We start from the raw sequence: 25,382 nt of genomic DNA on the forward strand, positions 1-25,382 counted from the left end.
CGAGTCTTCTCGGTCCTGAGCCGAGCCAAGGTCAGTCTTCGACCATCGCCTTGCATGTCGCTTTCGCGATTGCGTACTCGACGTCCGTCAAGAGCGGGCGAGGCTGCCCGCTGGCCGACTTGCCGCAAGGCTGATGCAAGGAGGTAAAGCGACGATGGCGGCGATCATGATGCTCACGCGTCACGGAAAGGATCGAGATGCGCAAGATGCCCGCCGCAAGACAGCTTCCGCCGCTGGGCGCGAAGCGAAGGATCGACGACGCGCACATAACTTTCGAGACGACACCTGATGGGCGCCGGCAGGTGACTGTTCTGCATCCGCTGCTCCACAGGATTTCTCCCGCAATGCTGACCTGGTGGTTCGCGAACATTGAGGGCGGCATGGGCTACCGCGACCAACAGGTCGACCGCTACCAGGAATGGCACCCCGAAGACCACCTCCTCTGGCGTGTGGTCAAACCCAGTCGAGACGGCGGATACGGTGTCGGGGCACGCATCCAAGTCGTGGAGGCGTTCGGTGGTAACCCGAGCTATTACTTCGGTCTGACGTGGGATGTGCTGCGATACGACAGCACCGGAACGACGCGTGCAGCGCGAGTCCTTGGGATGACCATCGCAGAACGGCAAGACGACTGGTGGTCAGAGGGCAAGAACCTTCGCTGCCGGAGCGTCCTCAGGGTCGGGGCCCCGGAAATGCTCGGGCGCCTCTTGAACCCACTGGTCCACCGGCTCCTGATCCCGCACGGGGCTGAGTTGGCTTGGGCGCGGCACAGCGTCGAAGAGATGGGGTTCCTCGAGTGGCTCATCGTCGGTCTCTACGTGGCAGAACACGACTCCGCTGGCTGAGGAGACGGGTTCGCTCCAGATCCGGAAATCTCACGGACGCCACACGTAGAGAACATCCGGTTCATTCTCTTCGTTGTCACCATCGGTCTCGCGAACCGCGACGAATCCATGGCCCTCGTAGAAGGCGCGCGCTCGGTGATTGCGCTGGAACGTCCACAGCTGCAGCGGCCCCGGCGCCGCGCCCTGCGCTTCCCTCAGCAAGTGAGAACCGATACCTCGCCCCTGGGCCGCGGGCGCGATGTAGAGCTGATCGACCCAGCCATCACTGACGGCGAGGACGCCGACGACTCGCGACGATTTCCCGTCTTCCGCGGCCACCTTCACCACATGATCACGGAGAAGGATGTTCGCCGCCCACCATTCGTCCTCCGTGAGCGTATGAGGCTTCGCAAGCCACGGCATCGCCTCCGCTTTCGCGCGTCGTATCAAGCGTGCAATCGCAGCGGAGTCGGCGGGCTCTGCCGGCCGGACTCTAACTGCTGCTACCCCAGGGCCTCCTTTCCGACGCACGGCGGGCGAATCGGTGTCGTTGTCGAACGCCTCAGCATCGCGCACGGCTCATCCACTTCTTCTCGTAGTCGCCGTCTTGTCCGGCGAAAGGCGGGGGCAAGCATGCCGTAAGGGCACCGTGTCGTACTGGCAACGCCAGAAAGTATCGTCGCCAGAAGGAGAGGCAAGCATGACTCACGACAACCCAGATGCTCCGCTGCCGAGGCCCTCGGACAGGAATCGTACGCCTAGAACGACCGTCATACGATGCCGCGCTGGAGCACACCTGTCGCGCCAACCCACGTGTCCAGCGGGCTCCCAGGACAGTAGTAAGCCATGACCGTGTGGATCTGCCAGACGTGCGCCATCGAGCATGCCGACACGGAGCAACCGCCCGTTATCTGCGAGATCTGCGTCGATGACAGACAGTGGGTCCCGGTGGCGGGGCAACAGTGGACCCATCGCGAGCAGCTACGCCAGCTCGGCTACCGTACGCGCATTGACGAACTCGAGCCAGGCCTGCATGGCATCACTGTGAGCCCGAAACTCGGCATCGGACAGCGCGGCCTCCTCCTATGCACGGAGGGAGGAAATTTGCTGTTCGACCCGCCCGGGTACATCGACCAGGAAGCCATTGACGTGGTCCGAGATCTGGGCGGTGTGGCGGTCATCGCCTCCAGCCACCCTCACCTCACCGGGGCCTCAATCCAATGGAGCCACGCGTTCGGCGGCGTCGACGTTCTGGTCGCGGACGCCGATCGGGAATGGGTGCGTCGCCCCGATCCCGTCATTCGTTTCTGGCGTGACGAGACCGAACTGTTGCCGGGTGTGCGAATTGTGCAATGCGGTGGTCACTTTCCGGGTAGCAGTGTGGTCGACTGGCAGGGCGGTGCCGACGGGCGCGGGGTACTGCTCACTGGCGACACACTGATGGTGAACCCAGACCACAAGACAATCGCCGTCATGTGGAGTTTCGTCAATCGTGTGCCACTGTCCCAGACGGCGATCCGGGGAATACAGTTTGCTATCCAGCCGCTCCAATACGACCGCATCTACGACGGGTGGGACGCGCTTGGCACCGGTGCACGGTCAAGAGTTACGGCGTCGCTCGAACGCTACCTAGCCGTGGAAACCGCGCGTCAGGTGCCCCCGGTCGCCGTGCCCACGCCGTCTTGCTGAGCGTTCTGTCTCGCGATCCGACAGGAGGCGGCGCAAGACCGATATCCGCCGAGCGCTCTCGTCGGCGGTTGCTTACGACGAGGACGCACGCCCGCTGTATCTCCGAGCAGCCAGCTTTATGGAGATGGTGCACTGGCGCGCTGTCCGTTCGTGTCTCACCGGAATGGCCCGAGACTGGCCGACTGGGTGGGTCCGTATCCCTGGGGTTGACTGGCGCGGTCCCGTGCGGCGCGCCGCAGTTCGGCTTCAACAGCATGCACGGAGTCGTTGATGGTGATTTCGGTGGTGCCGCGGAGCATGGTCGCGGCGAGCCGTTCTCGTGCGTTGGTGTCGGTTCGGGCGATGACGATGGCGTGGTTGTGGTGTCGTCCGCGGGTGAGGCCGACGTAGAGGCCGGCGGCGTCGACGTCGGGGCCGACGATGGCGGCGTCGGTGGTCTCGCCTTGGACGCCGTGAACCGTGGAGGCGTAGGCGAGTTGCAGATGCTCGAGCGTGTAGTCGCGGCTGACTCGGCGGCGGACGCCGCTGTCGGTTGGGGAGACGAGGTCGATCGCGTCTGCGGTGATGCGGGTCACGGTCCATTGCGCACGGTTTTCGACACCGGTGCGGGGATCGTTGCGCCGTGTTTGGACGGCGTCGCCGACGAGGATGCGCTGCTCCCCCATTCCGACCGCGAGTGTTGTCGGGTCCAGTTCGCCGACATCGATGCGTCTCTGCTGAATGTCGGCGTTGACGGTATCCACCTCACTGTTAGTCCCGCACACCAACGCCACCCGCTTCCCGCGGGCGTGCCAGTTGAAGAACTCCTCGACCAGTGCCGCCCGAGCCTCGTCCGGGCTGTCCACGCGGCGCACGTGACCGCGCTCGGCGAGCATGCCGGCGATCTGCAGCGCGTGATCGCGATCGCGGGGGTTCCGGAGCTGCAGGGTGAGCTGCGCATACTCCGGGTCTCGGAACCGGCGGACGGTGTCCAGCTCAACGGTGGCGGTGGCGTGCCGGATCGCGGCCGCCATCGCACCGGGGTGACCCACCGGCAGCGCTTGGTGAGTGTCGCCGACCATCGCCACACCGACACCCGTCTCCACGGCGAGTTCAGTGAGAGCGTCCGCGGCCTGCAGATCGACCATCCCGGCCTCATCCACAACGATGCGATCGCCGTGGGTGAGTGGGAACTGCGTCGGGCCGTGGTAAGTGGCTCCTGTCGCCGGGTCGATCTTTCCCGGCGCGAGCCGGCTCCACGTGATGGCGCCGGCGGCGTCGGTGGACCAGCGGTAGCCGTGGTCGGCAAGCAGCGCATGCAGACTTGACGCGTCCGCGCCGGTTTCGCGGGCCGCGACCGACGCGGCCTTGCGAGTCGGCGCCACCACAAGCATCTGTCGGCGCTGCCGGTGCAGTGCGATGAAAGCTGCGCGCAGCATCGTCGTCTTCCCCGCACCGGCGGGCCCGGACACGGCCACCAGTCCGTGGGTTCCTGCGATCGCTCCGGCTGCGGCCAGCTGCGAGCCATCCATCTTTGCGGCATCGTCGAGGGATGTTGTAACCTGTCGTATCTCGTCGGGGAGCAGCGACCGGCCGGCGGTGGCGAGGGCGTCGAAGCGTCCGGCGAGCCGGATCTTCAGGCGCATCGTCTCGGTCGCCATGAACGCCTTCACATGCGCCGGAACCGCCGTATCGGGGATGAGCCGCACCGCACGGGCACGGGCGACACGATCAACCTCCACAATCAGCCGCTCAAGCTCAGCCCTCGTGGCGACGACACCAGTGCGCGAGACCGCGCGAATAGCGCCGGCACGCAGGTCAAACAGGCTGAACCGGCCGCTCGAGGACGTCGACCGGCGATCCGCATCGACCACGGCCGCACCCGCCAGCATTTCAAGGTCCAGGTCACGAATCGCGACGGGCCGGAGCTCACGGGGCCCTCGACGTTGAGATAGGCGGGAGTCGATGGCAGCGAGCTCGTCCCGAACCGTCGCCTCCCACGTCTGCTCGTCCAGAGCTGCGGGCTTGTTCGGACGCGCCACCGCCCACGCCCGTCGATCGATCTGCGCGAGCACCTCAACACTCGGAGACGCCCCACCGTGCGCCGCCGTCCACTCCGAGATCAACGTCTTCCGATTGGCTTCGATCTGCGCAGAGCGTCGCGAGAGCGGCCCGACTGCGGCGGCGAGCTCCGCGATCTCCCCGTCCGGATCGATGGTGTAGCCGTAGCGGGCAAGAGCGGCAATCCACTGCGGGTCGGAGCGAGCAGCCAGCTCCCCCTCCGCGTTGACGACGGTGTGGAACTTCATCGCCACCCGGGAGTCGACGTTCGTCCACTTCCCATCAACGCCTTGCACTTTGATGTTCAACCACAGGTGACGGTGCGCGTGCGGGTCCAGCGCGCGGGACCGCCGGTGCTGCAGCTCGACCACCTCAAGCCGCGCGATGGACTCGCGGATCCGACCGCCGTGGCCGCGGCGGGCATTCAGCTTCTGCTGCCACAGCAGCAGAATTCGGTCCCGCAACCGGTCCTGCAACGCCTCGAACTCCACCGCCAACTCCGGATGCAACAGCGCCGCAACGCTGTACGACTTGGGGTGATTCAGCGTGCCATCCAACAGCAAATCCGCATCCGGCCGCAGCCGCGATGTGCCCCGCTCCTCCCCCGTCACCGGATCATTCCCGGCCAACCACACCCGCAGCGCAGTCGCCGACAACTCATCCGTACTGATCGATCCGCCCTCGACGACGTACCGAGACACCGAAGAATCGGCCGCACCGCTGTAGCTCTCGAGCGCCTGGGCGCCGGTGGAACGCGAGAGGTGAGCGTCGCACGACCCCTCGAGCGCGTACGCCACCGCGTGCCGAAGGCCGCGCGAATCGACTCCCCGCTTCCACCGCTCGAGCCCACCTCGCATACGCGTCAGAGTACGCCGGATTCTGCGTAACGTCTAGCGCATTTCACATCGGTGCCTGCGTGCATTGCGGTTTCTCTTGCTCTCGCTGCCGCGTCTTCCATGCGCGGTCTTTGGCGGCGGCGCGTTTGTGGCACGTTGGCGTGCAAGTTCATCGGGCGGGCTAATCGGGCGTTCTGAGCGATCGGACGGACGAAGTCCGATCGCACGAACAATTCGCGCGACCGGGGACCCCCTACCGGGACGGCTAGAGCGTTGGGATCAAAGCCGATACGAGCGCCGAGACGAGCCGCGGCAGCGCGGTCGGATCTGAGGACGCGTGCGCTGGGTCGAGCTGTCCGAGGGAGAGGCCGAGGCAGTCGGGGTCCTGCAGGAGTTCGGCGAGGGCACGCTCGAGAACTGCGATCGTGGGTCCGCTGTTGCGCCCATTGACGTTCTCTTCTATCGGGGCATCGAGGAAATCGAGAACATCGACGTCGAGATGCACGACAAACGGCCCGCCGGCGAGCTCGCCCCGTGCGCGCCGCGCGGCCTTGTGTGGGTCGTCGCAGAGCTCCGCTTGGTCGACGATCGCGAGACCGAGCGCTTCGGCCCGATCGCGCTCCCACTGGGTCGTCTCCCTCGTCGGGTCAGCTCCCAGGTAGACGAGATCCGACGGATGCAGCAGCGGTCGGTCGCCAGACGCTCCTGCCAGCTCTGGGGCAGCGCCTTCCAGACACAGCGCATGACCCATCCCCATCCAGCTGAGCGACCCCTCGGTGGTGGAGTGCGGTGTGTTGAGGTCCAGGTGCCGGTCGATGTAGACGAGACGTGGACGCTCACCTCGGCGCCTCATCGCCGCGCACAGGCCCACTGCGACCATGCAACTGCCACCGAGCACGAGCAGCCGCTCGCCTTCCGTCAGCAGCTCAGCCGCAGACGCGGACAGCTCGCGCATTGATTCCGCTTCATCACCCAGGTTCTGCGCGAACGGACTGTCCTGGTCAGGCTTCCACAACCGCGTCGTGAGGTCGCCGGCATCAACGACGTCCGCACCCGCAGAAAGCAGCGATTCGACGAGCCCCGCGTCTCGTAGGGCTCCGGGCGCTCGCTCAACGCCGACGCAGTACGCGCCGGCACTGCTCGGCACTCCCAACACAGTCACCTTCATGAGACTTCCCTCCAACGGGTCTGCGAACCGAACTCCTTCACACTCACGGGCCGGACCCTCGTCCCGCAACCGGGCTCAGTTTGTTGCGAGCACGGCCGCCGGCCCCCGCGTTGCGCCAGGAGCATCACGCACACCTCAACTCGTCGTGGAACGCGCATGAGTCCTTGCGGGAGCCGCTGACTCCACCGCCGTCTCTAGCGGTGATGCGGTTGCCTCCAGAACTGACCGGAAAGGGATCGAGGCGCGCTGACGAACCGCCGGGATGGCCGCCCTTGCTAGAGCGGCCAGGCGTGAGTCTTGGGCCGGTCGGCCCGCGCGCGACTCATCTCCGCGGCGCGCTTCCTCAGCGCATCGTTGTAGCGGATGTGCTCGGCGTCGGTGAGATTTCGCGACTGCAACGTGAGCTGGAGCTTGGCGAGCGTGGTGCGCCACGAATCGGTCATGTCAGTCCTCGCGGGGTCGGTTGTGCCGACACTATCGAGAGCCTCTGACATCGCCGACTCCTGGACGCGGTCGCTGGGCGAGCAAGCGGACCGCCTGTCGGACCCGCCAAACGAGCATTGCCCGTTTGCGGATCGACTTTCGGGCATTTGCCTGGTCACCACTGGTGTGGTCGGCTGGAGTCATGCCGCGTGCGCTAAGCGAATCCGACAGGTCCGACAGAGTTCCGGCTTGGTTGGAGCCGCCGAGCGACGAGGTGCCGGCCGTGTTGCCGATAACGAAGGTTGTCGCCTCGACCTCGAACATTGCTGTCGCATTAGTCGGCGCACACGTCTACAGCACCGGCGTTGAACTACAGATCGAGTTGCGTGCGCGCCGGCTCGGTGAGGACGACGCCGGGTGGGAGCGAATGCAAGATATCTTCTTCGGCCGAGCAGGCACGCCAAGCGCCCCGGGCGGCGAAGCGGCACTGATGTTCGCGGTAGCGCTCGACAACGGCGAAGAGGCCACGGCGAGCTCGCCGTTTCGTTCCCGCCAACCCCAGGCGAGCCGCCCCAGGGTCTCTCGGTGATGACTACCCGTCCTGGGGGTGGTGGTGGCCCATTCTTGATGTCATCCAGCCCGGGGCTTTGGCTATGGCGACTGCCCGAAGCGAGGAAGCTCGAGCTGATTGTTCGATGGCCCGCTGCGGCCATCACCGAAGCGCGGGCTGAAATCGATGTGAGCGAGGTAGCCGCGCTTTCGCTGAAGGCGCGCGCACTCTGGGGGTAACGCCGGACGAAATCTTGAAGCTAGCTGCCCCCGGTAGGCCACAGCTGCCACCGCCACTCGGTGAAGCACTCGCTTGTCTGTCCCGCCACGCTTGCCCCGACGTCGTTGCACCAGCTCACCTGACGCAAGCCAACCACAACGATGATCGCCGCGATCGCGACAGCCGCGAGGACAACGATGATCCACGTGCGCGCGCGCTTCGACATCTGCGAACCCTATCGGTGGCCCTTGCTGGCGAGACCGGGCGGCCGCCCGGCTGACGATCGATCTCCGCCCGTCAGACCTAGGAGGACTCACTCTGGGTTCGGCCGCTTTGAAGGCGCGCGCGACGAAGCCTGATCAAAGCAGTCAGTGTCACCGCCAAGACGGCCGCCATCATCGTGGACAGCAGGATCGCCGTAGGCACCCCGACCGCGGGCGCGTACGTGCACGGTGCACTGCCCCAGTGCTCGAGACATCCATCGTCTGTCGCCCAAACGAGCAGGATGATCAACACTGCTGCACCCGTCACCGACCACAACCAAAGACGCACCGGTTCACCCTATTGTCAGCGCTGATGCAGCACGCATACGGATCCCTACCGCTCAGTTCGGAGGGTCGGATCGCGCCGGGGTATGCAGACAGTCGCAAGGCTGACGACGGTGGTGCCGGTCTTGTGGTTGACCTTGGCCATCCTCCCCGGCGGATCGGCGCGGACCCGGACCCGCTCGCCTTGATATTGGTTCCTATTGGACCCTTCTATTTGGTCCGATTGCAGCGTTCCTGCTCGTCGTGTAACCCCGGCTGCCCCCTCGATTGGCACAAGTCATCGCTCCAGCCCTGACTCGGGGGAGCGGCTCGTGATGGGATGGTCAAGCAAGGCTGAGGAAGCCCACAAGAGCAGTCACGACGGACAGCACAGCGAGCGCGAGAGGGGCGCGGTAGTCCTCCTGGCGACGAACATGAACCGCGACTGCTGCGGCCATGAGGGCGGCGAGCCCCAGCGCCGCAATGGGGGCAAGAATTGACGCTACTTCCGTCAGGCGGGGGACGACAAGCCCAACGGCGCCGACGATTTCGACGGCGCCAATCGACTTGACCTGCGAGCCTGAGAACTCCTCCACATATTTCATCCCCGTGGAGGCGAGGGCCGCCTTCGGCCTGGCGATCTTTGTTGAACCGGATGCGATGAAGATCAGTGCAAGCACCGCGGCGAGGATCCAGTATGCGATCAGCAAGACATCCTTCAATCTTCTCTGGACGGCCCGGAGGGGCCTCGCTCAGAAAGACCGCATAGGTCCACGCGATGTGAGGTGAAACGGTGATCTGAACTTCAGGAACTCAAGGGTGCGCACCATCGACAGTGCAGCCGGCGTTTGATCGCCGGATGAAGGGTTATGGACAAGTGACCGCGCTGCTGAGTCAGTTCCAGAGGGTGAGCTTTTGCGGGTTCATCATCATGCGGACGTCCGTGACGAGACCGTTAAGCACATCCAATGTCACCACGCCAAAGATCCGGCCGCGTTCCCACATCGCAAAGCCCATACCGTCCGGCGTCTCGTGCTCGAGAATCGTCGCCTCTGGATGCTTTTGCAGGGTGCCGAGGAGGAAACGTGCGACGCGGTCGTTACCGAGGACGGGCTTTCGCGCGGCTGAGACGATCCCGCCCCCGTCGGAACGAAGCACCACCTGCGGATCGAGAACATGAATGAGGCCCTCGATGTCACCGGCGCGCGCGGCAGCGGCAAAAGCTTTCACCACTTCGTCGTGCTCGGAACGAGAAGCGCGTCGAGTCCTGCTCTGCTGAACGCGGCGGCGCGCGGAGGTCGCAAGCTGGCGGCAGGCGGCGGACGTGCGCCCCACGGTCTCAGCGATCTCGTCGAAAGGGATGGCGAAGACGTCGTGCAGCACGAAAGCCACACGTTCGGCAGGCGTCATCGACTCAAGAACCACCAGCAACGCGGTGCTGACAGATTCGTCGAGGGTGATGCGATCTAATGGATCTGACAAGGTCTCTGTGGGCGCGCTAAACGCCTGGCTCGGCACGGGCTCGGGCAGCCACGGTCCCACGTACGTCTCCCGGCGATGATGCGCTGACGCGAGGATGTTCAGGCAGACCCTACTCGCAGCCCGAGTCAGCCATGCACGCGGCACGAGGATGGCATCTCGTTCAGAATCGCTCATCCGGTACCAGCGTACGTACGTCTCCTGAACCGCATCCTCGGCGTCGGCAACGGTGCCCAGCATGCGAAACGCTAGCGATATGAGGTGCTGGCGCTCGCCGAGTACCTCATCCTGCGGACTTTCGTGTGAAGCGATCGTCATGGCTGACCTCTCATCTCAATATAGAGACAGCGCAGGCCGCATGAATGTGAGGTGTCGCCTCACGATCAGATGCTCTGTCCGTTCGATGTGCGGGTGCGACGTCGCCTCAAGAAAGTGATGCGTAGAAGCGCCTCACGATGTGGTCGCCTACCCGAGGGATTCCTTGCAGACGAGGATTGATGCGTGTTGCCAACGCCGCCAGTACTCGCGTCAGTGTCTCGGGAGTTGGAGGGGTGAAGAGAGCCCCATATCTGGACTTCCTTTCTTTGCGGTACACGCGGGCATACCGCGCTGAGCTCACTGTGTTTTCGGCCAGGGCGAGGCACCAAGCAACCCGACGTCCGATGATGGACGGGCCCCCAAATTCTGGCCGACGCGGGGTGCCGGTCTGTTCGCTCACCGGGCGGGGCGCGTCACGTAGCGACCCTCCCGCTGACGAGCGGTCGGTCGGCGCACCCCCGCGCGGACCAGCCGTCCGTCAAGCGATGACGCGCAAGGGGTGCTCGAGCAGCTCCACGAGCGTGGTCAAGAACTGCGCGCCCATTGCCCCATCGATGATGCGGTGATCCGCGGTGAGGGTGAGACGTAGGCATGTGCGGGTCTCCACATTCCCGTCCACGAGCGCGAGCTCTTCTTTCGCGGCGCCAACGGCAAGGATCGCGCCCTCCGGGGGGTTGATGAGCGCGGCGAAGTGCTCGATCCCATACATCCCGAGATTGCTGATGGTGAACGTTCCATCGCTCATATCCAGGGTTGTCAAGGTGCGTTGCGCAGCCTTTCCGATCAGCGCTCGAGAGGTCGAGGCGATTGCGCTGACCGCCGCACGATCCGCGTCTCGCACGACGGGGACGACGAGTCCGGCAGGCGAGGCGACGGCGATCCCGACATTCACTCTCCTGTGGAGAAGCGTCTGCCCACGGCCGATGGGGCTGTAGGAAGCGTTCACACCCGGGTGCGCCCGAAGCGCGATCGCTGCGGCACGAACGAGGAGATCATTGACGCTGACCTTTGTCCCGGAAGCCTCGTTTGTTTCGTTGATCTGCGCGCGAAGTGCCAGGAGGGCTCCCACGTCTGCAGAAACCGTCGCCGTGAACGTCGGAACGGTGGTTCCGCTTTCGGTAAGCCGGGAGGCGACCGCCTGGCGGATGCCGTCGAACGGCACCGCCTGCGGTTCACGCGTATCCTCGAACGCCGGCGAGTGGCTTAGAGCGGCCGCGGGCCGTGGCGCCGACTGGAGGTCGTCGAGATCTGCGCGGACGACGCGTCCGCCGGGACCGCTACCGGTCACGTCGGAGAGTTGGATCCCCCGCTCGCGAGCGAGTCGGCGCACGAGAGGAGTCGCGGCTTGCCGATCTGCGGGCTCTCGATCTGCCGGCGTGTCAGGTGCTTGCGTCATCGTCGGGTGGACTTCGAGCGCTGGAGGACCATCGTCTTCAGCCTTGGCCGGTGTCGCTCGACCCGCCATCGCCGCTTCTCGGGTCGTAACCTTGTTGGTTGGTTCGTCGCTGATGGCGGAGGCATGTGGGTAGTGGTCATCGCTGCCGTCATCGAGGCGTGCGATCGGCGTTCCGATGGCGACGTTCTCCCCTTCTGGCACGAGAATTTCGACCAGGGTGCCGGCATCGTAGGCTTCCTGCTCCATCAGGGCCTTGTCGGTTTCGATCTCGACGAGCAGATCGCCCGGCGCAACTGCATCTCCGGGCTTCTTGTGCCATTCGGCAATCGCGCCCTCCGTCATCGTGTCGGACAGTCGGGGCATGAGGATGTCGATCATGGGAGGAAGTCCTTTCAAGCTTGGCGTGCCACGGCGTCGAGGGTTTCACGGATCGCGTTGATGGCGTCATCTACAGAGGGCAGCGCAGCCATCTCGAGTGTCTTGGCGTACGGCATCGGCACCTCGGCCATTGCCACTCGACGAACCGGAGCATCGAGCCAGTCGAACGCTCCGTCCGAGATCGTCGCAGCGATCTCTGCCCCGATCCCGTAGGTGAGCCAGTCGTCCTCGAGTACGACAGCGCAGTTGGTTTTCTTCACCGACTCGACGACTGTCCTGCGATCGAGTGGTCGCAGGCTGCGGAGATCGACCACCTCCACGTCGATGCCTTCCGCGGAAAGCCGTTTCGCGGCTTCTCGGGCGACGACCGCCATTCGCGAATAGGCGACCACAGTGATGTCCTTTCCGGGACGGGCAACAGACGCTCTGCCGATTTCAATGACTTCCAGCTCGTCCGGGACTTCTCCGGTCGTGTTGTACAACGCGAGGTTCTCCAGCACCAGTACCGGATCATCGTCACGGATCGCGGCACGCATGAGTGCTTTCGCGTCGGCAGGGGTGGAAGGTGCGACGACCTTCATTCCGGGGACGAAGGCGTAGTAGAGTTCGATGTTTTGCGAATGGGTCGCCCCGAGCTGCTGTCCGCCGCCGCCGGGCGTGCGAATGACGAGGGGCACGCGCGCTTGACCGCCGAACATGCCATAGATCTTGGCGGCGTGATTCACGATCTGATCGAGGGCGAGCAGCGAAAAGTTTATGGTCATGATTTCCACGACGGGCCGCAGCCCGACCATCGCTGCTCCGATGGCGGCACCGGTGAATCCTTCCTCCGCAATGGGCGTGTCACGGACGCGTTTAGGGCCGAACTCCTCGAGCATCCCGGCGGTGATCTTGTAAGACCCTTCGAAGAGTCCGATCTCCTCCCCGATCAGGAAGACGTCTGGATCGCGGAGCATCTCCTCGCGCAGCGCATCGTGCAGTGCTTGCCGATAGCTGATCACGCCCATGCCGAGACCTCCTGCTCAGCTAGCTGCGTGAGTCTGGGCGAGGCAGGGAACAGTGCTTGGCCTGGCAGTCGACGGGAGTCATTGGGAACGGGCGTCGCGTACGTGTAATCGAAGAGAGTGGACACTTCGGGATGTGGACTTGCGTCCGCGAACTCGACGGCCCGCAGGACGACGGCCGTGATTTGCGCGTCGATTTCGCTGATGGCGTCTTCGGACAGGACGCCCCGCGCCATCAAACGGGCGGCGTACGCTGCGACGGGATCTGCGGCTTTGGCCCGTGCCGTCTCCTCTTTGCTTCGATAGCGTGCGGGATCCACGACCGAGTGTCCTTTCATCCGGCCGGTCATCGCTTCGAGCAGGAAAGGATTCCCGTCGCGCGCGCTCGCGATGGCGTTCTTCATGGCGGCGTGCACCTCTTCGGGGTCGTTTCCGTCGACCCGTGTCGCCGGCATCCGGTAGGACGCGGCTCGTCGGTACAGCTCGGGCTCCGCTGACGACTGTTCCACGGTGGTCCCCATTCCGAGCCCGTTGTTGCTCACCACGTACACGATCGGGAGACCCCACAGCGCAGCCATATTCAACGATTCGTGAAATGCACCGATATTGGTGGCGCCGTCGCCTAGGAGGCAGACGACGACCTCGTCGGCTTCCCGGTAGTTGATCGCCAGTGCGGTGCCGGTGGCCAACGGGATTTGCCCGCCGACGATCCCGTATCCCCCCATGAATCGAGTGGCGATGTCGAACATGTGCATCGAGCCACCCCACCCTTTGGACACGCCGTCGCTGCGTCCGTACAGCTCTGCCATGACCCGCTCAGGAGCAATTCCACGCGCGAGTGCATATCCATGCTCGCGGTAGTTTGTGTAGATGTAATCCTCTGCGCCGAGGGCCGCGCATAGACCCGCAACAGTGGCCTCTTCGCCAAGGTTCAGGTGGCAGTACCCCCCGATCTTGGCTTCCGAGTAGGCCCGGGCTGCTCTCTCCTCGAAGCGCCGGATCAGCACCATCTGACGGTAGAAGTCCAGCGCGAGGTCACTCTGCGGATAGTTTGCCGCTTCGGATGGAAGCGCTTGAGTCGCTCCCCCGCGAGGGGCCGTCGTTCGTGGGGACATTCGAATCCTTCCTGAGGGATGACGCATCGATCGGCGTGCCCTCGTAGGGCTTCGTAGATCGGTCGCCAGGGCGATGGACGGTGAGACTTCGGACTGCGCCGTCGTTGATACCGACCGTGTAGGGACTAGGAATGTGAGGCTGACCCACAGCCCTCACATTCGGGTCACGTGCGTTGTCCTGATGTTTGGAGGCGGAGAACCGCATCCATATTCGAGGAAGGATCACCATGGCTGACGCGAATACGAGAAGCGCATACCCGGCTGTATTCCAGGCGATGCGCGGCTTCAGTGCGGCTGCTGCTAAGGCCGCGGCGGAGGCAGGCATCGAGCCCAGGCTCGTCGAACTCGTCAAGCTTCGCACGTCGCAGATCAATGGATGCGCGTACTGTCTGCGTCTGCATGCGAAGGACGCCGCGGCTCTCGGAGAGACCCCGGAGCGCTTGGCAGTGCTCGCAGCGTGGTGGGAATCTCAGTACTTCACGCCGAAGGAACGAGCAGCGCTGCAGCTGACCGAGCAGGTCACGCTGATCAGCGACCACGGGAAGGCCGTGAGCCGGGGGATCGCCGTGACCGATTTCCTGACCGAGGACGAGATCGAGGCTGTGACTTGGATGACTATCGTTCTCAATTCGTGGAACCGAGTCGCCGTCTCCAGCCATTACCCGGTGGGCCCGACGGACTGACCCGTGATGCGCCGCGCGTGATGCGTCTCTTCGTGAGGGCGTCTTCCGAAGGGATCACTGAAGTGCCCGCATGTGGGTCATGGCGACCGCGCCATCCCGCGTAGCGCGCAATCGTCAGCGTTGAGAGTCACAGCTCGATTCGTTGTCGGGTTCTACCAGAAGAGAGATGGAGAAGAAGATGAGAGACATCCTCATCGTCGGTGGCGGCTACGCAGGGTTCTACGCTGCGTGGAACCTGGAGAAGCTACTGCGCACCTCCGAAGCGAGGATCACGGTTGTGGAGCCACGACCGTATATGACCTATCAGCCCTTCCTCCCGGAGCTGGTGGCCGGGTCAATCGAGGCAAGGCACGTTGTTGTCTCCCTGCGGGGTCATCTGCGCCGGACGACGGTCGTGCCGGGACGGGTCACGTCGATCACTCACGCGGACAAGAAGGTGGAGGTGCGGATGCCGGACGGCTCGACCAGGACGCTCGAGTACGACATCATTGCGGTCACCGCAGGAGCTGTGTCCCGTGTCTTTCCGATTGACGGAATCTCCGAGCATGCCATCGGCCTGAAGACGGTCGAGGAGGCTGTGGCTGTCAGGGATCAGATCTTGACCGCGTTCGAGGACGCCGCGGCTCTGCCTCCCGGGCCTGAGCGTCGGCGACTGCTGACAGCGACGGTGGTCGGCGGCGGTTTCTCGGGCGTTGAGGTGTTCGGGGAAATGCTCGCCCTCGCGACCTCGTTGCTCAAGTCCTACCCGGAAATCCAATTCTCTGAGCTCAGCTTCCACCTCATCGAGGCGAACGGAAGGATCCTTCCCGAGGTCACTGATAAGCCTGGGCAGTGGGTGGTCGAACACTTGACGCAACGGGGCGGCATCGTGCATCTCAACTCCCGCATCACGTCTGCGGCGGGCAACGAAGTGCAACTCTCCACCGGTGAGCGGTACGCGTCGAACATCTTGGTTTGGGCCGCAGGCAACGCGACCAATCCGGTCGTCGCCTCGCATACCGATCTGCCCGTGGATGCGCGAGGGCTGCTGATCACCCGGCCAGATCTCCGAGTAGGGACCGATGATGAGATCGTCGAAGATGCGTGGGCCGCGGGAGACGACGCGGCGGTCCCTGACCTCGCATCGCCGGTCCCCGAATCGCGCACTGTGCCGAACGCGCAGCATGCTGTTCGGCAGGGGCGTCTGCTTGCGAAGAACATCACAGCGGTCGTCCGGGGTGAACTTCCGCGCGACTACCTGCATCACAGCCTCGGCACCGTCGCGACTCTCGGACTCGGACACGGGATCTTCCAATACAAGAGCCTTGTCATTAAGGGGCTGCTCGCCTGGCTGATGCATCGCGGATACCACGTCCTCGCGGTGCCGACCTGGGAGCGTAAGTTCCGAGTACTGCTGATGTGGATCGCCTCCTTCCTCTTCGGTCGTGACATCGTCTCTCTCGAGTCGGTGCAGCACCCGCGAGCGGCATTCCTTGAGGCAATTCCACCGCTCGCGACCCTGCCGGTACGCATGCCGGTGGAGGTGCCGCGTGCCGGTTGACCGCCGCCGGGTATCACTCACCGTGGCTGCATCGAACCGCATACGCGGAACGCGGTTCGGTGTCGCGACCGCTGCCATTCGCGCAGAGCTTCGTGGACGCGCGGTCCCGCTGCACTGGACCAACCTTTTCGGCGTGATCACAATCGCCTGCATCATGGTGCTCTTCCTGACCGGTGTCATTCTCATGTTGGTCTACGCGCCGGCGACTGAGGCGACCGTTTATCACGGCCCCTACGAGCCGCTTGTCGGAACGGAGGTCTCGCGAGCGTTCGCGTCCGTCATGCGACTATCGTTCGAGGTGCCGGGCGGACTCCTCATCCGGCAGATCCATCACTGGGCGGCGCTGCTGATCCCGGCATCGATCATGCTGCAACTCCTCGTGGCGTTCTTCACCGGGGCTTTCCGCCGGCCGCGGCGCGGTAGCTGGACGATGCTTTTCCTTCTACTCATCGTCGCGCTCGCCGGCGGATGGAGCGGATATGCGCTCCCCGACGACATGCTCTCAGGATCCGGACTTCGCATCGTCCACGGGATCACGCTGGGCGTTCCCGTAATCGGGAGCTGGCTATCGACAGTGATATTCGGCGGGGAATTCCCCGGCCGCATCATCGAGAACCTCAACCTGATTCATGTCATCGTCGTGCCGGTCGGACTCGTCATGCTGGTGGCAGGGCGCGCCCGAACGGCATACAAGAACAAGCCGCCGCAATTCGCTGCATGGGGACGCGGAGAGCACAACGTCGTCGGTGTTCCGTTCCTCCCGAATGCTGCCGTCCGAGCCGGTGGACTTTTCGCTATCGTCGTCGGCCTCCTCATTCTCATGGCGACACTGGTCACGATCAACCCCATCTGGAGCTACGGGCCGTCCGATCCCGGCAGCGCCTCAGCGGGAAGTCAGCCGGACTGGTACACCGGATTCCTCGATGGCGCTTTGCGTCTGGTTCCTCCCGGGTGGGAGTTCGAGTTTCTCGACCGCACCTGGACGCTCGCGATCTTGGCCCCGCTATCGGTCGTCGGCCTCTTCCTCATCATCGTCGCGGTCTACCCGTTCCTCGAGGGTTGGGTCACGCGGGACACCGTCGACCACCACGTCCTCGACCGCCCTCGCAACACCGCCACCCGCACGGCCATCGGCGTTGCGGGGATGACGTTCTACGGCGTCCTCTGGGGGGCCGCCAGCGCCGACATCATCGCGTTAGTGTTCCATGTTTCGTTTGAAGGCGTCATCGCCACCCTGCAGGTGACGCTGTTCGCAGGCCCGCTGGCCGCGTTCTTCATCGCGCAGCGCGTCTGCCTCGCCCTGCAGAAGAAAGACCGGGAGCTGCTGCTTCATGGATACGAGACCGGAAAGATTGTGAGAATGCCGGGCGGAGAGTACGTCGAGGTACGTCAGCCCCTCGATGAGTTCGAACGCTGGCGGCTCGCCGCGCACACGCACGTGCGAGAGGTGGAGGCTCGGCCGAACGAGAACGGGCGGCTGAGTCGGATCGAGCGGGGGCGGGGATGGTTGGCGGCGCGCCTCCTCGCTGATCGCATCGAGCTGCCACCAGCGCCACGGCACGAAAAGGTGGGGTCCGCTCGCACAGAGACCGCCACCATCGATACTCAGGGGCGCTGAATTCTGGGTCCACCGAGAATCTCAACTCGAGCTTGAGGTTGCCGCGAAGTCACCTGCACCGGAAAGCCTGTGATGGCTCGCCGGTGCAGGCGCCGTTCCCAGCAGTTCCCGGCCTCCAGTACCAGGGAATGGGGCGCTCCCGGTCAGGTCACAACTGCGTGAAACCCTCGCGCCATGTAGCATGGCGGGGCGTCCACCCAGCGGCTCGAGCCTTCGCATTGGAGATGATGCGACCAGCAGGCTTCTCAGGGTTCAGTGGTGCGACGGGGGGTTCGGGCGCATCAATAGCCCCTGCAAACACTGGCATCCAGACTGTGGCCGGGGCGGACTCGTCGTCCGTGATCAGGTAGGTGCCGTCTGGCCAGCTCAAAGATTGAACGATCGCGGTTAAGGCGTCGTCGATGTGAACGAAGCTCGTGATCGCGGGGCTTGCCGGAAGGGCACCCGCGCTGACGGCCCTGCCGAAATGCCCATCTCTGGAGTACCACGTTCCGGGCCCGTACAGGGTGCCGAAACGCAGGATCGTCACATGCGGAAGTTCCTTCGCAATCTGTTCCATGGCGTCGACGGGGGTCCCGGGAGCAATCGGGATATCCTCCGTCGCGACCCCTTCGCCGTCCGGGAACGCCCATGCGATCGACTGCAGGATGAGTCGGTCTACGCCCGCAGCGCTCGCGGCCGAGACAAGGTTTCTCGTGCCTTCGCGGCGGATCCTGGCGTTCGCATCAAAATCAAGCCCGCTGAGATCCGTGAACATGTGCAGAATGACGTCGGGCTTCGCGGCGGCGACGGTTCGGTTGACCGCCTCCGCCTCGAACACATCGAGGATCGCCGGCGTACCGCCCAGAGCTGCGATCGTTTCGGTGCGGTCGGATTCGCGTGTCGTCGCCGTGACGTCGTGACCGGCTTCGACCAGTCGGGGGATGAGGCCTCGACCAATGACTCCGGATCCGCCGGCGAGAAAAATGCGCATCAGAGACCTTTCCATTCCTGGAGTGAAGAGAGCCACTCAGCGAAGGTCTGAGTGGTCGTTCTGGTTGCGGGAGCGGCGAGCAGGCTGCCGTCTCGCATCGCGCGTCCCGCAACGCCAGGCATCGACACGGACAGGAGGGGATTTCTCTTGCCGACGGCGCGAGCATAACGGTGGACCATGTCCGGCATGTACTCCTCACGAGGCCCAGCAAGATCAGGCTCGAGCCCGCGCGGGGCGCCCTCTGCTATCAGAAGCAGCTCGACGGCGACGTCAGCAGCGGCAAGCGGTTGAGCGCGCATCTTCGGCGAGATGTGGAAACCAGCAATGGTGCCACGGTTGACTGTCTGCTGCGCGAACTCGTGAAACTGTGTCGTGCGGAGCATCGACCATGGAGTGCGGGACGTGGTGACGATCTCTTCCTGCGCCGCCTTCCCCGCGTAATACCCGGAAGGATACTCCGTCGCGCCGATGATGGAGAGTGCCACATGGTGGCCGACACCCGCCCGCTGCTCAGCGGTGGCGAGGTTCCGCGCACTGCTGGTGAAGAAGGCGACGATCTTCCTGGTCGACAGTGTTGTCGGCGAGGCGAGGTCGATCACCGCATCCGCCCCCGCAATGCGCTCTGTCAATCCGTCTGCTCGCATCAGATCAACTCCCATGCGGCGGCTGATCACGACCGTCTCGTGCCCGGCTCGCCGTGCAAGAGCGACGACATGGTGGCCGACTGCGCCGTCGCCCCCTGTGATCGCAAACTTCATCGTCTTTCTGCCACTGTCGAGTCCGTGGTGACCACATCAGGTGAGCGGGTTGGAAAAACGAGGAGAATGCCCAGAACTGCGCTGATGCCGAGGCTGACCACGGTTCCGATGATGTCGACGGGTCCGCCGACGATGTGACCGATGTGGTACGCGAAATGCAAGACGCCGAAAACCGCCCAAGCGAGCCCTGCGACGCGTCCAACGGTCGATCTCCGTGAGAAAAATCCGGCGATGCTGATGGCGGCGAGCGCGAGGTAGAGGCTTCCTACGTCCCGTATAAGGTGCTCGTTCTCCGCGCCGTCGAGACTGATCCAGGTGAGCCCGAACCCGGGGAATGATGTGTAGAAGGCATGCGGAAAGAATTGCGCCCACACACCTACGTAGAGTCCGATGAGCGCGGAAACCGCGAGCAACCATCGACGATATGTAGTGTTCATACCTATCAGGACAGTGCAGCACCACCGAATGTGAGGTCCGCGCCCTGAGTTGCTTTAGGACCGTCACCCACCGCACGAACCGGCGGGGTGAGCGGTCAGATCGCATTACCTCGCCGATAGCTGCTTCGGTCGCACGGGGTTGCGGTCGTCGGTGCGCGCGTGTCCGAAGTACATGAGTTCCCAGATTGCCTCATCGGTGTGCTTCTCCACCAAGGTGGTCCCCTGCCACCGTTCGATCGTCAGGTCCCCCACGAACCGGAGATATGCGCCGTCGAAACCGATGAGCCGCGCCGCGATCTTGCGGATGCCTTTCATCTGTTCGACGAACGTGTTGGCCACAAGGTCGCGGTGCTTGGTGAACGTGACGACGTAGCGGTCCGTACCGTCATCGTAGAAGTACTGCGTCACGCCGGCGACAGGCTTGCCGGTCTTGGTGTCGGTGTAGGCCTCTGTCGCGCGGAACCGTGTCTTCGCGGCGTCGTCGGCCACGATCTGACCGTCTTTCGCGAGCATGAAGATCGGGATCGGTTGGTAGCCGAACTTCTCGTGAGAGGTGATGTACGAGGCGATCACGGAGTACGGCCCCGCTTGGCCGCGTGCCCAATACCAGTCGTTGATAATGGCCGTCATTCCGACGTTGCCCCAGTTGTGGTCGTGGTAGCCGCCGCCGGTTGCGTCGCTGCGTACGCCGGCGACTTCGTACGAACCGCGCACGGTTCCCTGCGGCACGGCCGGCAGCCAGGAAAACTCCAAATCACGCTTCTCGCCGAAGACGAGATACCCCGTGTGGGGACGCCACGGGCGGATCTCGGCGTCAAGGGTCACGTCCACCTTTACGTCGTCGATCTCTGCATGGATCTCGTAATGCGAAAGGTTTCCGGTGAACCGGTTTCCCGCGATGCGGACATCGGCGTGATCATCAGCAGCCGAGAAGGAGTCCGCGGGGTAGTCGCGGATGAAGCTGAAGCTGCGTCCGTCCGGCAGATCGAGATTCAGGCGGATCATCGGACTGAGCGGCTTGTTGGGGGCGGACAGATCCTTCGTCATGAAGATTACGACGAGCTTCGCCCCGTCGTCGAGGTGGGCGTCGAAGTACCACCATTCGTAGGTTCCACGCCCACCGTCGGTCCGAGCACCGTCTTCCCAGGCGGCGACCGAGTCCTTAGAGATGCCGATGCGACGGTAATCTTCATCGCGCTCCGCGATGCTCCCGCTGTGCTTCGTGGTCATGATTCGTCCTCTATGTCTCGTGCCCGCTGCGGGCATCTTCACCATGTATGACCGGGTTGGTCCTGTGAATGTGAGGGCCTATTCCACAGCGAGAGCTTCCCTGGATTCACGACCATGCGCACATCCGAGACGAGGCCATGCATCACATCAAGGGTGACGACGCCGGTGATTCGGCCCTCGTCCCAAAGCGCGAAACCGAGGCCGTCGGGCGTGTCTTGCTCGAGAATCTCCGAACCCGGGCTCTTCGCGACGATGCCGAGCAGGAAGCGCGCCACCCGGTCGGCACCCACGATGGGGTTGCGCGCCGCAGTCACAACGCCGCCGCCATCGGCCTGCAGCACGACGTGCGAGTCCATGGCCAACATGAGTCCTGGAAGATTGTTCGCGCGAATTGCGTGGGCGAAAGACTTCACCACTCTGTCGTGCTCGGCGCGAGGGTCGCGCCGATTTCGGCTCGCCTCCACGCGGACACGTGCGAATGCCGCTAAGAGCTCGGCTTCGGCCGATGTGCAACGCAGGATCATCGCGACCTCATCCAGAGGCACCGCGAAGATCTCATGAAGAACGAAAGCGATCCGCTCTCCCGATGGCATCGCTTCCAATACCACAAGAAGAGCTGTGCTGATCGAGTCGTCCATTGTGATGCGATCGCTTGCGTCAGCGGGGATCATGTTTGGATGCCCGAAGGCGCTATTCGGGACAGGCTCCGGCAGCCATGGGCCGACGTAGCGCGCGTGCCGTGCCTTCGCCGTGCTGAGCCTTGCAAGACAGACTCTGCTGATCACGCGTGTCATCCACGTCTGCGGCGGCGCGATCTGATCCCGTTCGTGCTGAGGCAGCTTGTACCAGCGCAGGTATGTCTCCTGCACAGCTTCTTCGGCCTCGGGAATGGTGCCGAGCATCCGGTAAGCGAGCGACACGAGATGCCGGCGCTCGCTGAGCATCTCGTTACCGTTCTCGTCCTGCGGCACGGCGAAGCCTTTCTGCTTTTCGGAACACGTCAGCGATGAATAGCCGCAGCCGTCGCGGTGTCAGGCCGCTTCGCGATAGCGCAGGTGTGCGCGTTCAGCCAACTCTTCCGCCGAGGGGTACGTCATCATCTCCTGTCCGGGCGTGCACACCATCACGGCGACGAAACGCGTGTACCCGTCGTCGAGGTTGTTAGCCGCCTGGTAGTGGATCAGGTCTCCGCCTGGCTCCCAGAAAGCTTCCCCTGCGCGAATGACGCGCGCGGGTTCTCCTTCAAGCTCGAAGATGAGCTCACCCTCAATGAGGTACGCGAAGACAGGACCCGAGTGACGGTGAGGCGGCGATCCGGCCGAGCCTGGCTCCAGCTCGATCGTTACAGTCACAACATTCGGCTGACCGAGGTCGAAGTCGAGCTCAACGTGGTCGAGCAGCTGTATTGCGGCAGGCGATGCGTTCATGGTGTCTCCAATCGTTGGCGAGCCCTAGGGGCCCCTACCGGACATGACCGGACGCGAGAACAAAATGTGAGGCGTGTGGGCCTGGATCCCGGGGTACGTCCGGCGAACACGCGCGGCCTCGTACGTGTCAGTGACCGTGTCGCCGGCGATCTCAACGGGGTCGAAGGTACCCTCGATCGACACCCGGCCGTCGATCTGTCGGTCGCATCGAGATGGGACGGAAGATGTCAGCCGCGTCGCGCACACCGTCGGTGGTCGCGACGAAGATCGCCTCCTCAACCGACGCGCCCCCGCGTGCCAGCGCCGTGTTCTGCTCGTCGTAGGCGTGACCATCGCCGCCGATCGTCCCCTTGCTCCGGAACAACTGACGCCGTTCGGTCTCCGGGACACTGCGCACCGCCGCGACATCCTGCCCGGTAGTCGGCAGAAGTCGGTTAGGCGCCGGTTCCAGTCAACGGCCTCACATATCCGGCCGCAGTCGGGTCATAGAGATGAGCGAGATAGCTCGGAACCCGCCTGCAAGTCGAACTCCTGCGCATTCAGAGGGTGAGCGGCGCCAGAGGCGCCACGAAGGGAAACAGTCATGACCAAAGCAACTATCTTCGGTAGAGGCAACATGGGCGTCGCGATCGCCGACATCCTCGTTGCTGGCGGAGTCGAGGTGTCCCACATCACCACGGCGACGGAGTCCGCTATTGTGGACGGCGACATCGTCGTTCTCGCCGTTCCTTACGCTGCCCTTGACGGCATCGTCACTAAGTACGGTAGTCAACTTGGTGGGAGGGTTGTCGTCGACATTACCAATCCCTTGGACTTCCAGACACTCAAGCTCGTCGTCCCAACCGACAGCTCTGCCGCAGCAAAGCTCTCTCGGCAGCTTCCTGGGTCGAGAGTGTTGAAGGCTTTCAACACGACATTTGCGAGCGCCCTGATTAGCAAGACCGTCGGTCCCAACCCGACTACGGTGCTCATAGCCGGGGATGATGCGGACGCCAAGACGGCCCTCGCCTCCGCCGTCATCGACGGCGGGATCGAAGCTTTCGACTCGGGCGATCTGACTGCGGCACGTGAATTGGAAGCCGTCGGCTACCTTCAACTCCGTCTCGCCATGGAACACAAGATTTCCTTTACCGGCGGTTTCTCGCTGACGAAATAGCGGCTGACCGCTGGCCCTGCATGGCTTTGCCGTCGGCAATTGTGACCCAGCGCCCAGCAAGGACGCCCGTCCCGGCGGAGGGCTAGGTCGACCCGACCTGGCACTCGCGCGGCTAAACGCGTCCCGCGTGGCGCGAGTTTGAGCTATGCGCTGTGTGGCACTGGACAGTGGCCGATGGACAAGCCCATTGGCTGGTCGGGGGCTCCCTTCGCCGCATTCCAGGCCGGGCTTGCTGGCCGGGACAGGATAGATGACGGACCCAGATATCAAGTGCTACGAGGCGGCTCGACAGCCTTCGAGAGGTGGGGTCCGAAACGACGGTAAGCGCGTCGACGACCACGGCATTACGCACCATGCGAACTCCTACCCGGCCGGGATCAGATCGTGCTCGTCGCTCGCTATCTAACAGGCGCTTGATGGCGCTGCGCCGCGAAGCCAGAAGTAACCGCTGACCTCGGTATTCACTGACACTTGACCTAGAGCAGGATCGCCTCGCGAGCGAGTGGTCACAGCGGTCCGAACACGTCCTTGAGTTCAGCATGCAGCTCGAGCTGGTCCAGGAGCGGCTCAAGTTCGCGTTCCTCGAATCGGAAGTGCGATTCCATGATCGCCGCGAAGCCCTCTAGGTGCTGGGCGAGGATCGTTGGGGACTCGGCGGACTTCACCGCGATATCGAACCTGGTCAAAACCGTGGAGATCATGTCGTGATCCTGTCGAAGCATCCGCACCACGCGCGACGCCTCCGGGTACTGCGAGACGAGCGCAGGAAATAGCATCGCGTCCTCGCCTCGGTGATGTCCATCGAGGGCCACGCAGAACCCGTGGCAGTACAACAGCAGATCTCGAGAGGCGTCTGACACGTCAGCGCCGTCGCGTGCGGCGTCCTGTGCGGCTGCGAATGCGAGACGCAGCCTTGCATGCGCCTCAAGAAGCTGTCGTCGCCATGCGACCAGCCTCGGGATGTCGCTCACGCGACGATATCGGTACGAGCTTTCATGGGTGACCGCCTTAGTTGAGCGCCGAATGACCATGGGATCAGGAAGCGCGTCGACAGCCTAACGGGTGTCGGACCGGCTACTGTCGCGGAACTGGGAGTGCGTGCGGGTGTCCGCTGACGAAGCGCCTTCCTCCGCCCGCGCGCCGGAGGATCGTGATCCGCGCATTGATCATGTCTAGCCGCGCAGGTGGGCCCCGCCGCCGACGTCGTAGGCCTCGCGGAGCCAAGTAGCGAACTCTTGATCGAGATCCGTGGGCGAGTAAACGCGGAATTGATGGACGTAGAGGCGCTTCGTGTAGGGAGCGACGGAGACGATCCGGGGGTCTTGCACTTCCCTTTGCAGGTCGAGATAACCGCGAACGCCGTCCCGATAGGGGCGCGCGCCCGCGAACCCACGGCGTTCGCCCTTCAAGGTGATTGTCGTCTTGCTCACGGCGTAGGTGAACGGGCCGATGCTCTCGACCATTTGGATGAACTGCTGATAAAGGTCAACAGCGAACGGTGGCGCGTCCGCGAGATGCCGCTCGATTGTCCACTCCTCGTCGCTGGTCACCATGCACGTCAGCGTGGCGCATGGCGTACCGATCAAGCAATGCG

The 25,382-nt window shown here is 63.9% G+C and carries 24 protein-coding genes; 6 read left to right on the plus strand and 18 right to left on the minus strand.

Going from position 1 to position 25,382, the window contains the following annotated elements; genetic code table 11:
- Nucleotides 1–197 precede the first annotated feature (197 nt).
- Nucleotides 198–845 carry a DAPG hydrolase family protein gene (locus WYM_RS20990; protein ID WP_019179554.1) on the plus strand — a complete coding sequence of 216 codons (648 nt, stop codon included), beginning with the start codon at nt 198–200 and terminating at the stop codon, nt 843–845.
- Nucleotides 846–875: 30 nt separating this feature from the next.
- Here the strand turns inward: WYM_RS20990 and WYM_RS04060 are convergent, their stop codons facing one another.
- Nucleotides 876–1,400: a GNAT family N-acetyltransferase gene (locus WYM_RS04060; protein ID WP_202802621.1), complete on the minus strand. Its 525-nt coding sequence runs from the start codon at nt 1,398–1,400 to the stop codon at nt 876–878.
- Nucleotides 1,401–1,670: 270 nt separating this feature from the next.
- On the opposite strand from WYM_RS04060, the gene WYM_RS19170 reads away from it, so the two are divergent.
- Complete coding sequence (locus WYM_RS19170; protein ID WP_019179556.1) at nt 1,671–2,513, plus strand: hypothetical protein; 843 nt, start codon at nt 1,671–1,673, stop codon at nt 2,511–2,513.
- Between the two features lie 155 nt (nt 2,514–2,668).
- Here WYM_RS19170 and WYM_RS04070 read toward each other — a convergent pair whose 3' ends face one another.
- From WYM_RS04070 to pdhA, 9 genes are all read right to left on the minus strand, one after another.
- Nucleotides 2,669–5,350: an AAA family ATPase gene (locus WYM_RS04070; protein WP_019179557.1), complete on the minus strand. Its 2,682-nt coding sequence runs from the start codon at nt 5,348–5,350 to the stop codon at nt 2,669–2,671.
- A 304-nt stretch (nt 5,351–5,654) separates the two neighbouring features.
- Nucleotides 5,655–6,557, minus strand: a complete 903-nt coding sequence (locus WYM_RS04075; RefSeq protein ID WP_019179558.1) for an arginase family protein — start codon at nt 6,555–6,557, stop codon at nt 5,655–5,657.
- 275 nt (nt 6,558–6,832) lie between these two features.
- Nucleotides 6,833–7,000, minus strand: coding sequence for a hypothetical protein (locus tag WYM_RS21650; RefSeq protein WP_019179559.1), 168 nt, complete (start codon nt 6,998–7,000; stop codon nt 6,833–6,835).
- 789 nt (nt 7,001–7,789) lie between these two features.
- A complete protein-coding gene (locus tag WYM_RS04090) occupies nt 7,790–7,975 on the minus strand; it encodes a hypothetical protein (protein ID WP_019179561.1) in 186 nt (61 codons plus the stop codon).
- Between the two features lie 645 nt (nt 7,976–8,620).
- Nucleotides 8,621–8,986, minus strand: a complete 366-nt coding sequence (locus WYM_RS04095; RefSeq protein WP_019179562.1) for a DoxX family protein — start codon at nt 8,984–8,986, stop codon at nt 8,621–8,623.
- A 184-nt stretch (nt 8,987–9,170) separates the two neighbouring features.
- Nucleotides 9,171–10,073: an RNA polymerase sigma factor SigJ gene (gene sigJ / locus WYM_RS04100; protein WP_019179563.1), complete on the minus strand. Its 903-nt coding sequence runs from the start codon at nt 10,071–10,073 to the stop codon at nt 9,171–9,173.
- A gap of 478 nt (nt 10,074–10,551) precedes the next feature.
- Nucleotides 10,552–11,847, minus strand: a complete 1,296-nt coding sequence (locus WYM_RS04105; protein WP_019179564.1) for a dihydrolipoamide acetyltransferase family protein — start codon at nt 11,845–11,847, stop codon at nt 10,552–10,554.
- Between the two features lie 14 nt (nt 11,848–11,861).
- Nucleotides 11,862–12,854, minus strand: a complete 993-nt coding sequence (locus tag WYM_RS04110) for an alpha-ketoacid dehydrogenase subunit beta (RefSeq protein ID WP_019179565.1) — start codon at nt 12,852–12,854, stop codon at nt 11,862–11,864.
- Nucleotides 12,845–13,993, minus strand: coding sequence for a pyruvate dehydrogenase (acetyl-transferring) E1 component subunit alpha (pdhA, locus tag WYM_RS19175; protein ID WP_337479039.1), 1,149 nt, complete (start codon nt 13,991–13,993; stop codon nt 12,845–12,847). Before pdhA ends, WYM_RS04110 begins: the two co-directional genes overlap by 10 nt.
- A 200-nt stretch (nt 13,994–14,193) precedes the next feature.
- On the opposite strand from pdhA, the gene WYM_RS04120 reads away from it, so the two are divergent.
- The 3 genes from WYM_RS04120 to WYM_RS04130 all read left to right on the plus strand — a co-directional run bounded on the left by WYM_RS04120 (nt 14,194) and on the right by WYM_RS04130 (nt 17,807).
- Nucleotides 14,194–14,649 carry a carboxymuconolactone decarboxylase family protein gene (locus WYM_RS04120; protein ID WP_026059533.1) on the plus strand — a complete coding sequence of 152 codons (456 nt, stop codon included), beginning with the start codon at nt 14,194–14,196 and terminating at the stop codon, nt 14,647–14,649.
- Between the two features lie 166 nt (nt 14,650–14,815).
- Nucleotides 14,816–16,189 carry an NAD(P)/FAD-dependent oxidoreductase gene (locus WYM_RS04125; RefSeq protein WP_019179569.1) on the plus strand — a complete coding sequence of 458 codons (1,374 nt, stop codon included), beginning with the start codon at nt 14,816–14,818 and terminating at the stop codon, nt 16,187–16,189.
- Between the two features lie 133 nt (nt 16,190–16,322).
- A complete protein-coding gene (locus WYM_RS04130) occupies nt 16,323–17,807 on the plus strand; it encodes a cytochrome b (protein WP_237739303.1) in 1,485 nt (494 codons plus the stop codon).
- A 148-nt stretch (nt 17,808–17,955) separates the two neighbouring features.
- On the opposite strand, the gene WYM_RS19180 is transcribed toward WYM_RS04130, so the two are convergent.
- From WYM_RS19180 to WYM_RS04160, 6 genes are all read right to left on the minus strand, one after another.
- Entirely contained in the window at nt 17,956–18,780 is an 825-nt protein-coding gene (locus WYM_RS19180) for an NAD-dependent epimerase/dehydratase family protein (protein ID WP_019179571.1), read from the minus strand.
- Nucleotides 18,780–19,538, minus strand: a complete 759-nt coding sequence (locus WYM_RS04140) for an SDR family oxidoreductase (RefSeq protein WP_026059534.1) — start codon at nt 19,536–19,538, stop codon at nt 18,780–18,782. The genes WYM_RS19180 and WYM_RS04140 overlap by 1 nt, the downstream gene beginning before the upstream one ends.
- The gene (locus WYM_RS04145; protein ID WP_019179573.1) at nt 19,535–19,951 is read right to left on the minus strand and encodes a hypothetical protein; all 417 of its coding nucleotides are present in this window, start codon (nt 19,949–19,951) and stop codon (nt 19,535–19,537) included. The genes WYM_RS04140 and WYM_RS04145 overlap by 4 nt, the downstream gene beginning before the upstream one ends.
- Before the next feature lie 129 nt (nt 19,952–20,080).
- A complete protein-coding gene (locus tag WYM_RS04150) occupies nt 20,081–21,205 on the minus strand; it encodes a lipocalin-like domain-containing protein (protein WP_019179574.1) in 1,125 nt (374 codons plus the stop codon).
- 38 nt (nt 21,206–21,243) lie between these two features.
- Nucleotides 21,244–22,176: a sigma factor gene (locus WYM_RS04155; protein ID WP_019179575.1), complete on the minus strand. Its 933-nt coding sequence runs from the start codon at nt 22,174–22,176 to the stop codon at nt 21,244–21,246.
- Between the two features lie 60 nt (nt 22,177–22,236).
- The gene (locus WYM_RS04160; RefSeq protein WP_019179576.1) at nt 22,237–22,632 is read right to left on the minus strand and encodes a cupin domain-containing protein; all 396 of its coding nucleotides are present in this window, start codon (nt 22,630–22,632) and stop codon (nt 22,237–22,239) included.
- Between the two features lie 583 nt (nt 22,633–23,215).
- Here WYM_RS04160 and WYM_RS04170 point away from each other — a divergent pair.
- Nucleotides 23,216–23,788 carry an NADPH-dependent F420 reductase gene (locus tag WYM_RS04170; RefSeq protein WP_019179577.1) on the plus strand — a complete coding sequence of 191 codons (573 nt, stop codon included), beginning with the start codon at nt 23,216–23,218 and terminating at the stop codon, nt 23,786–23,788.
- Nucleotides 23,789–24,294: 506 nt separating this feature from the next.
- On the opposite strand, the gene WYM_RS04175 is transcribed toward WYM_RS04170, so the two are convergent.
- Nucleotides 24,295–24,819, minus strand: coding sequence for a hemerythrin domain-containing protein (locus WYM_RS04175; protein WP_083866137.1), 525 nt, complete (start codon nt 24,817–24,819; stop codon nt 24,295–24,297).
- 141 nt (nt 24,820–24,960) lie between these two features.
- Nucleotides 24,961–25,341 (minus strand): DUF5655 domain-containing protein, encoded by a 381-nt coding sequence (locus WYM_RS04180; protein WP_040569051.1) that lies wholly within the window; start codon nt 25,339–25,341, stop codon nt 24,961–24,963.
- Nucleotides 25,342–25,382: the final 41 nt, after the last annotated feature.

The sequence above is a fragment of the Microbacterium yannicii PS01 genome (assembly GCF_000304335.1).
Taxonomy (GTDB): Bacteria; Actinomycetota; Actinomycetes; order Actinomycetales; family Microbacteriaceae; genus Microbacterium; species Microbacterium yannicii_A.

Coding starts and splice junctions, on each gene's coding strand:
- WYM_RS04170 (WP_019179577.1), top strand. CDS start 23,216: ATGACCAAAGCAACTATCTTCGGTAGAGGCAACATGGGCGTCGCGATC.
- WYM_RS19170 (WP_019179556.1), top strand. CDS start 1,671: ATGACCGTGTGGATCTGCCAGACGTGCGCCATCGAGCATGCCGACACG.
- WYM_RS04175 (WP_083866137.1), bottom strand. CDS start 24,819: ATGGTCATTCGGCGCTCAACTAAGGCGGTCACCCATGAAAGCTCGTAC.
- WYM_RS20990 (WP_019179554.1), top strand. CDS start 198: ATGCGCAAGATGCCCGCCGCAAGACAGCTTCCGCCGCTGGGCGCGAAG.
- WYM_RS04105 (WP_019179564.1), bottom strand. CDS start 11,847: ATGATCGACATCCTCATGCCCCGACTGTCCGACACGATGACGGAGGGC.
- WYM_RS04150 (WP_019179574.1), bottom strand. CDS start 21,205: ATGACCACGAAGCACAGCGGGAGCATCGCGGAGCGCGATGAAGATTAC.
- WYM_RS04180 (WP_040569051.1), bottom strand. CDS start 25,341: ATGGTGACCAGCGACGAGGAGTGGACAATCGAGCGGCATCTCGCGGAC.
- WYM_RS04120 (WP_026059533.1), top strand. CDS start 14,194: ATGGCTGACGCGAATACGAGAAGCGCATACCCGGCTGTATTCCAGGCG.
- WYM_RS04140 (WP_026059534.1), bottom strand. CDS start 19,538: ATGAAGTTTGCGATCACAGGGGGCGACGGCGCAGTCGGCCACCATGTC.
- pdhA (WP_337479039.1), bottom strand. CDS start 13,993: ATGCGTCATCCCTCAGGAAGGATTCGAATGTCCCCACGAACGACGGCC.
- WYM_RS04075 (WP_019179558.1), bottom strand. CDS start 6,557: ATGAAGGTGACTGTGTTGGGAGTGCCGAGCAGTGCCGGCGCGTACTGC.
- WYM_RS19180 (WP_019179571.1), bottom strand. CDS start 18,780: ATGCGCATTTTTCTCGCCGGCGGATCCGGAGTCATTGGTCGAGGCCTC.
- sigJ (WP_019179563.1), bottom strand. CDS start 10,073: ATGACGATCGCTTCACACGAAAGTCCGCAGGATGAGGTACTCGGCGAG.
- WYM_RS04110 (WP_019179565.1), bottom strand. CDS start 12,854: ATGGGCGTGATCAGCTATCGGCAAGCACTGCACGATGCGCTGCGCGAG.
- WYM_RS04160 (WP_019179576.1), bottom strand. CDS start 22,632: ATGAACGCATCGCCTGCCGCAATACAGCTGCTCGACCACGTTGAGCTC.
- WYM_RS04125 (WP_019179569.1), top strand. CDS start 14,816: ATGGAGAAGAAGATGAGAGACATCCTCATCGTCGGTGGCGGCTACGCA.
- WYM_RS21650 (WP_019179559.1), bottom strand. CDS start 7,000: ATGACCGATTCGTGGCGCACCACGCTCGCCAAGCTCCAGCTCACGTTG.
- WYM_RS04090 (WP_019179561.1), bottom strand. CDS start 7,975: ATGTCGAAGCGCGCGCGCACGTGGATCATCGTTGTCCTCGCGGCTGTC.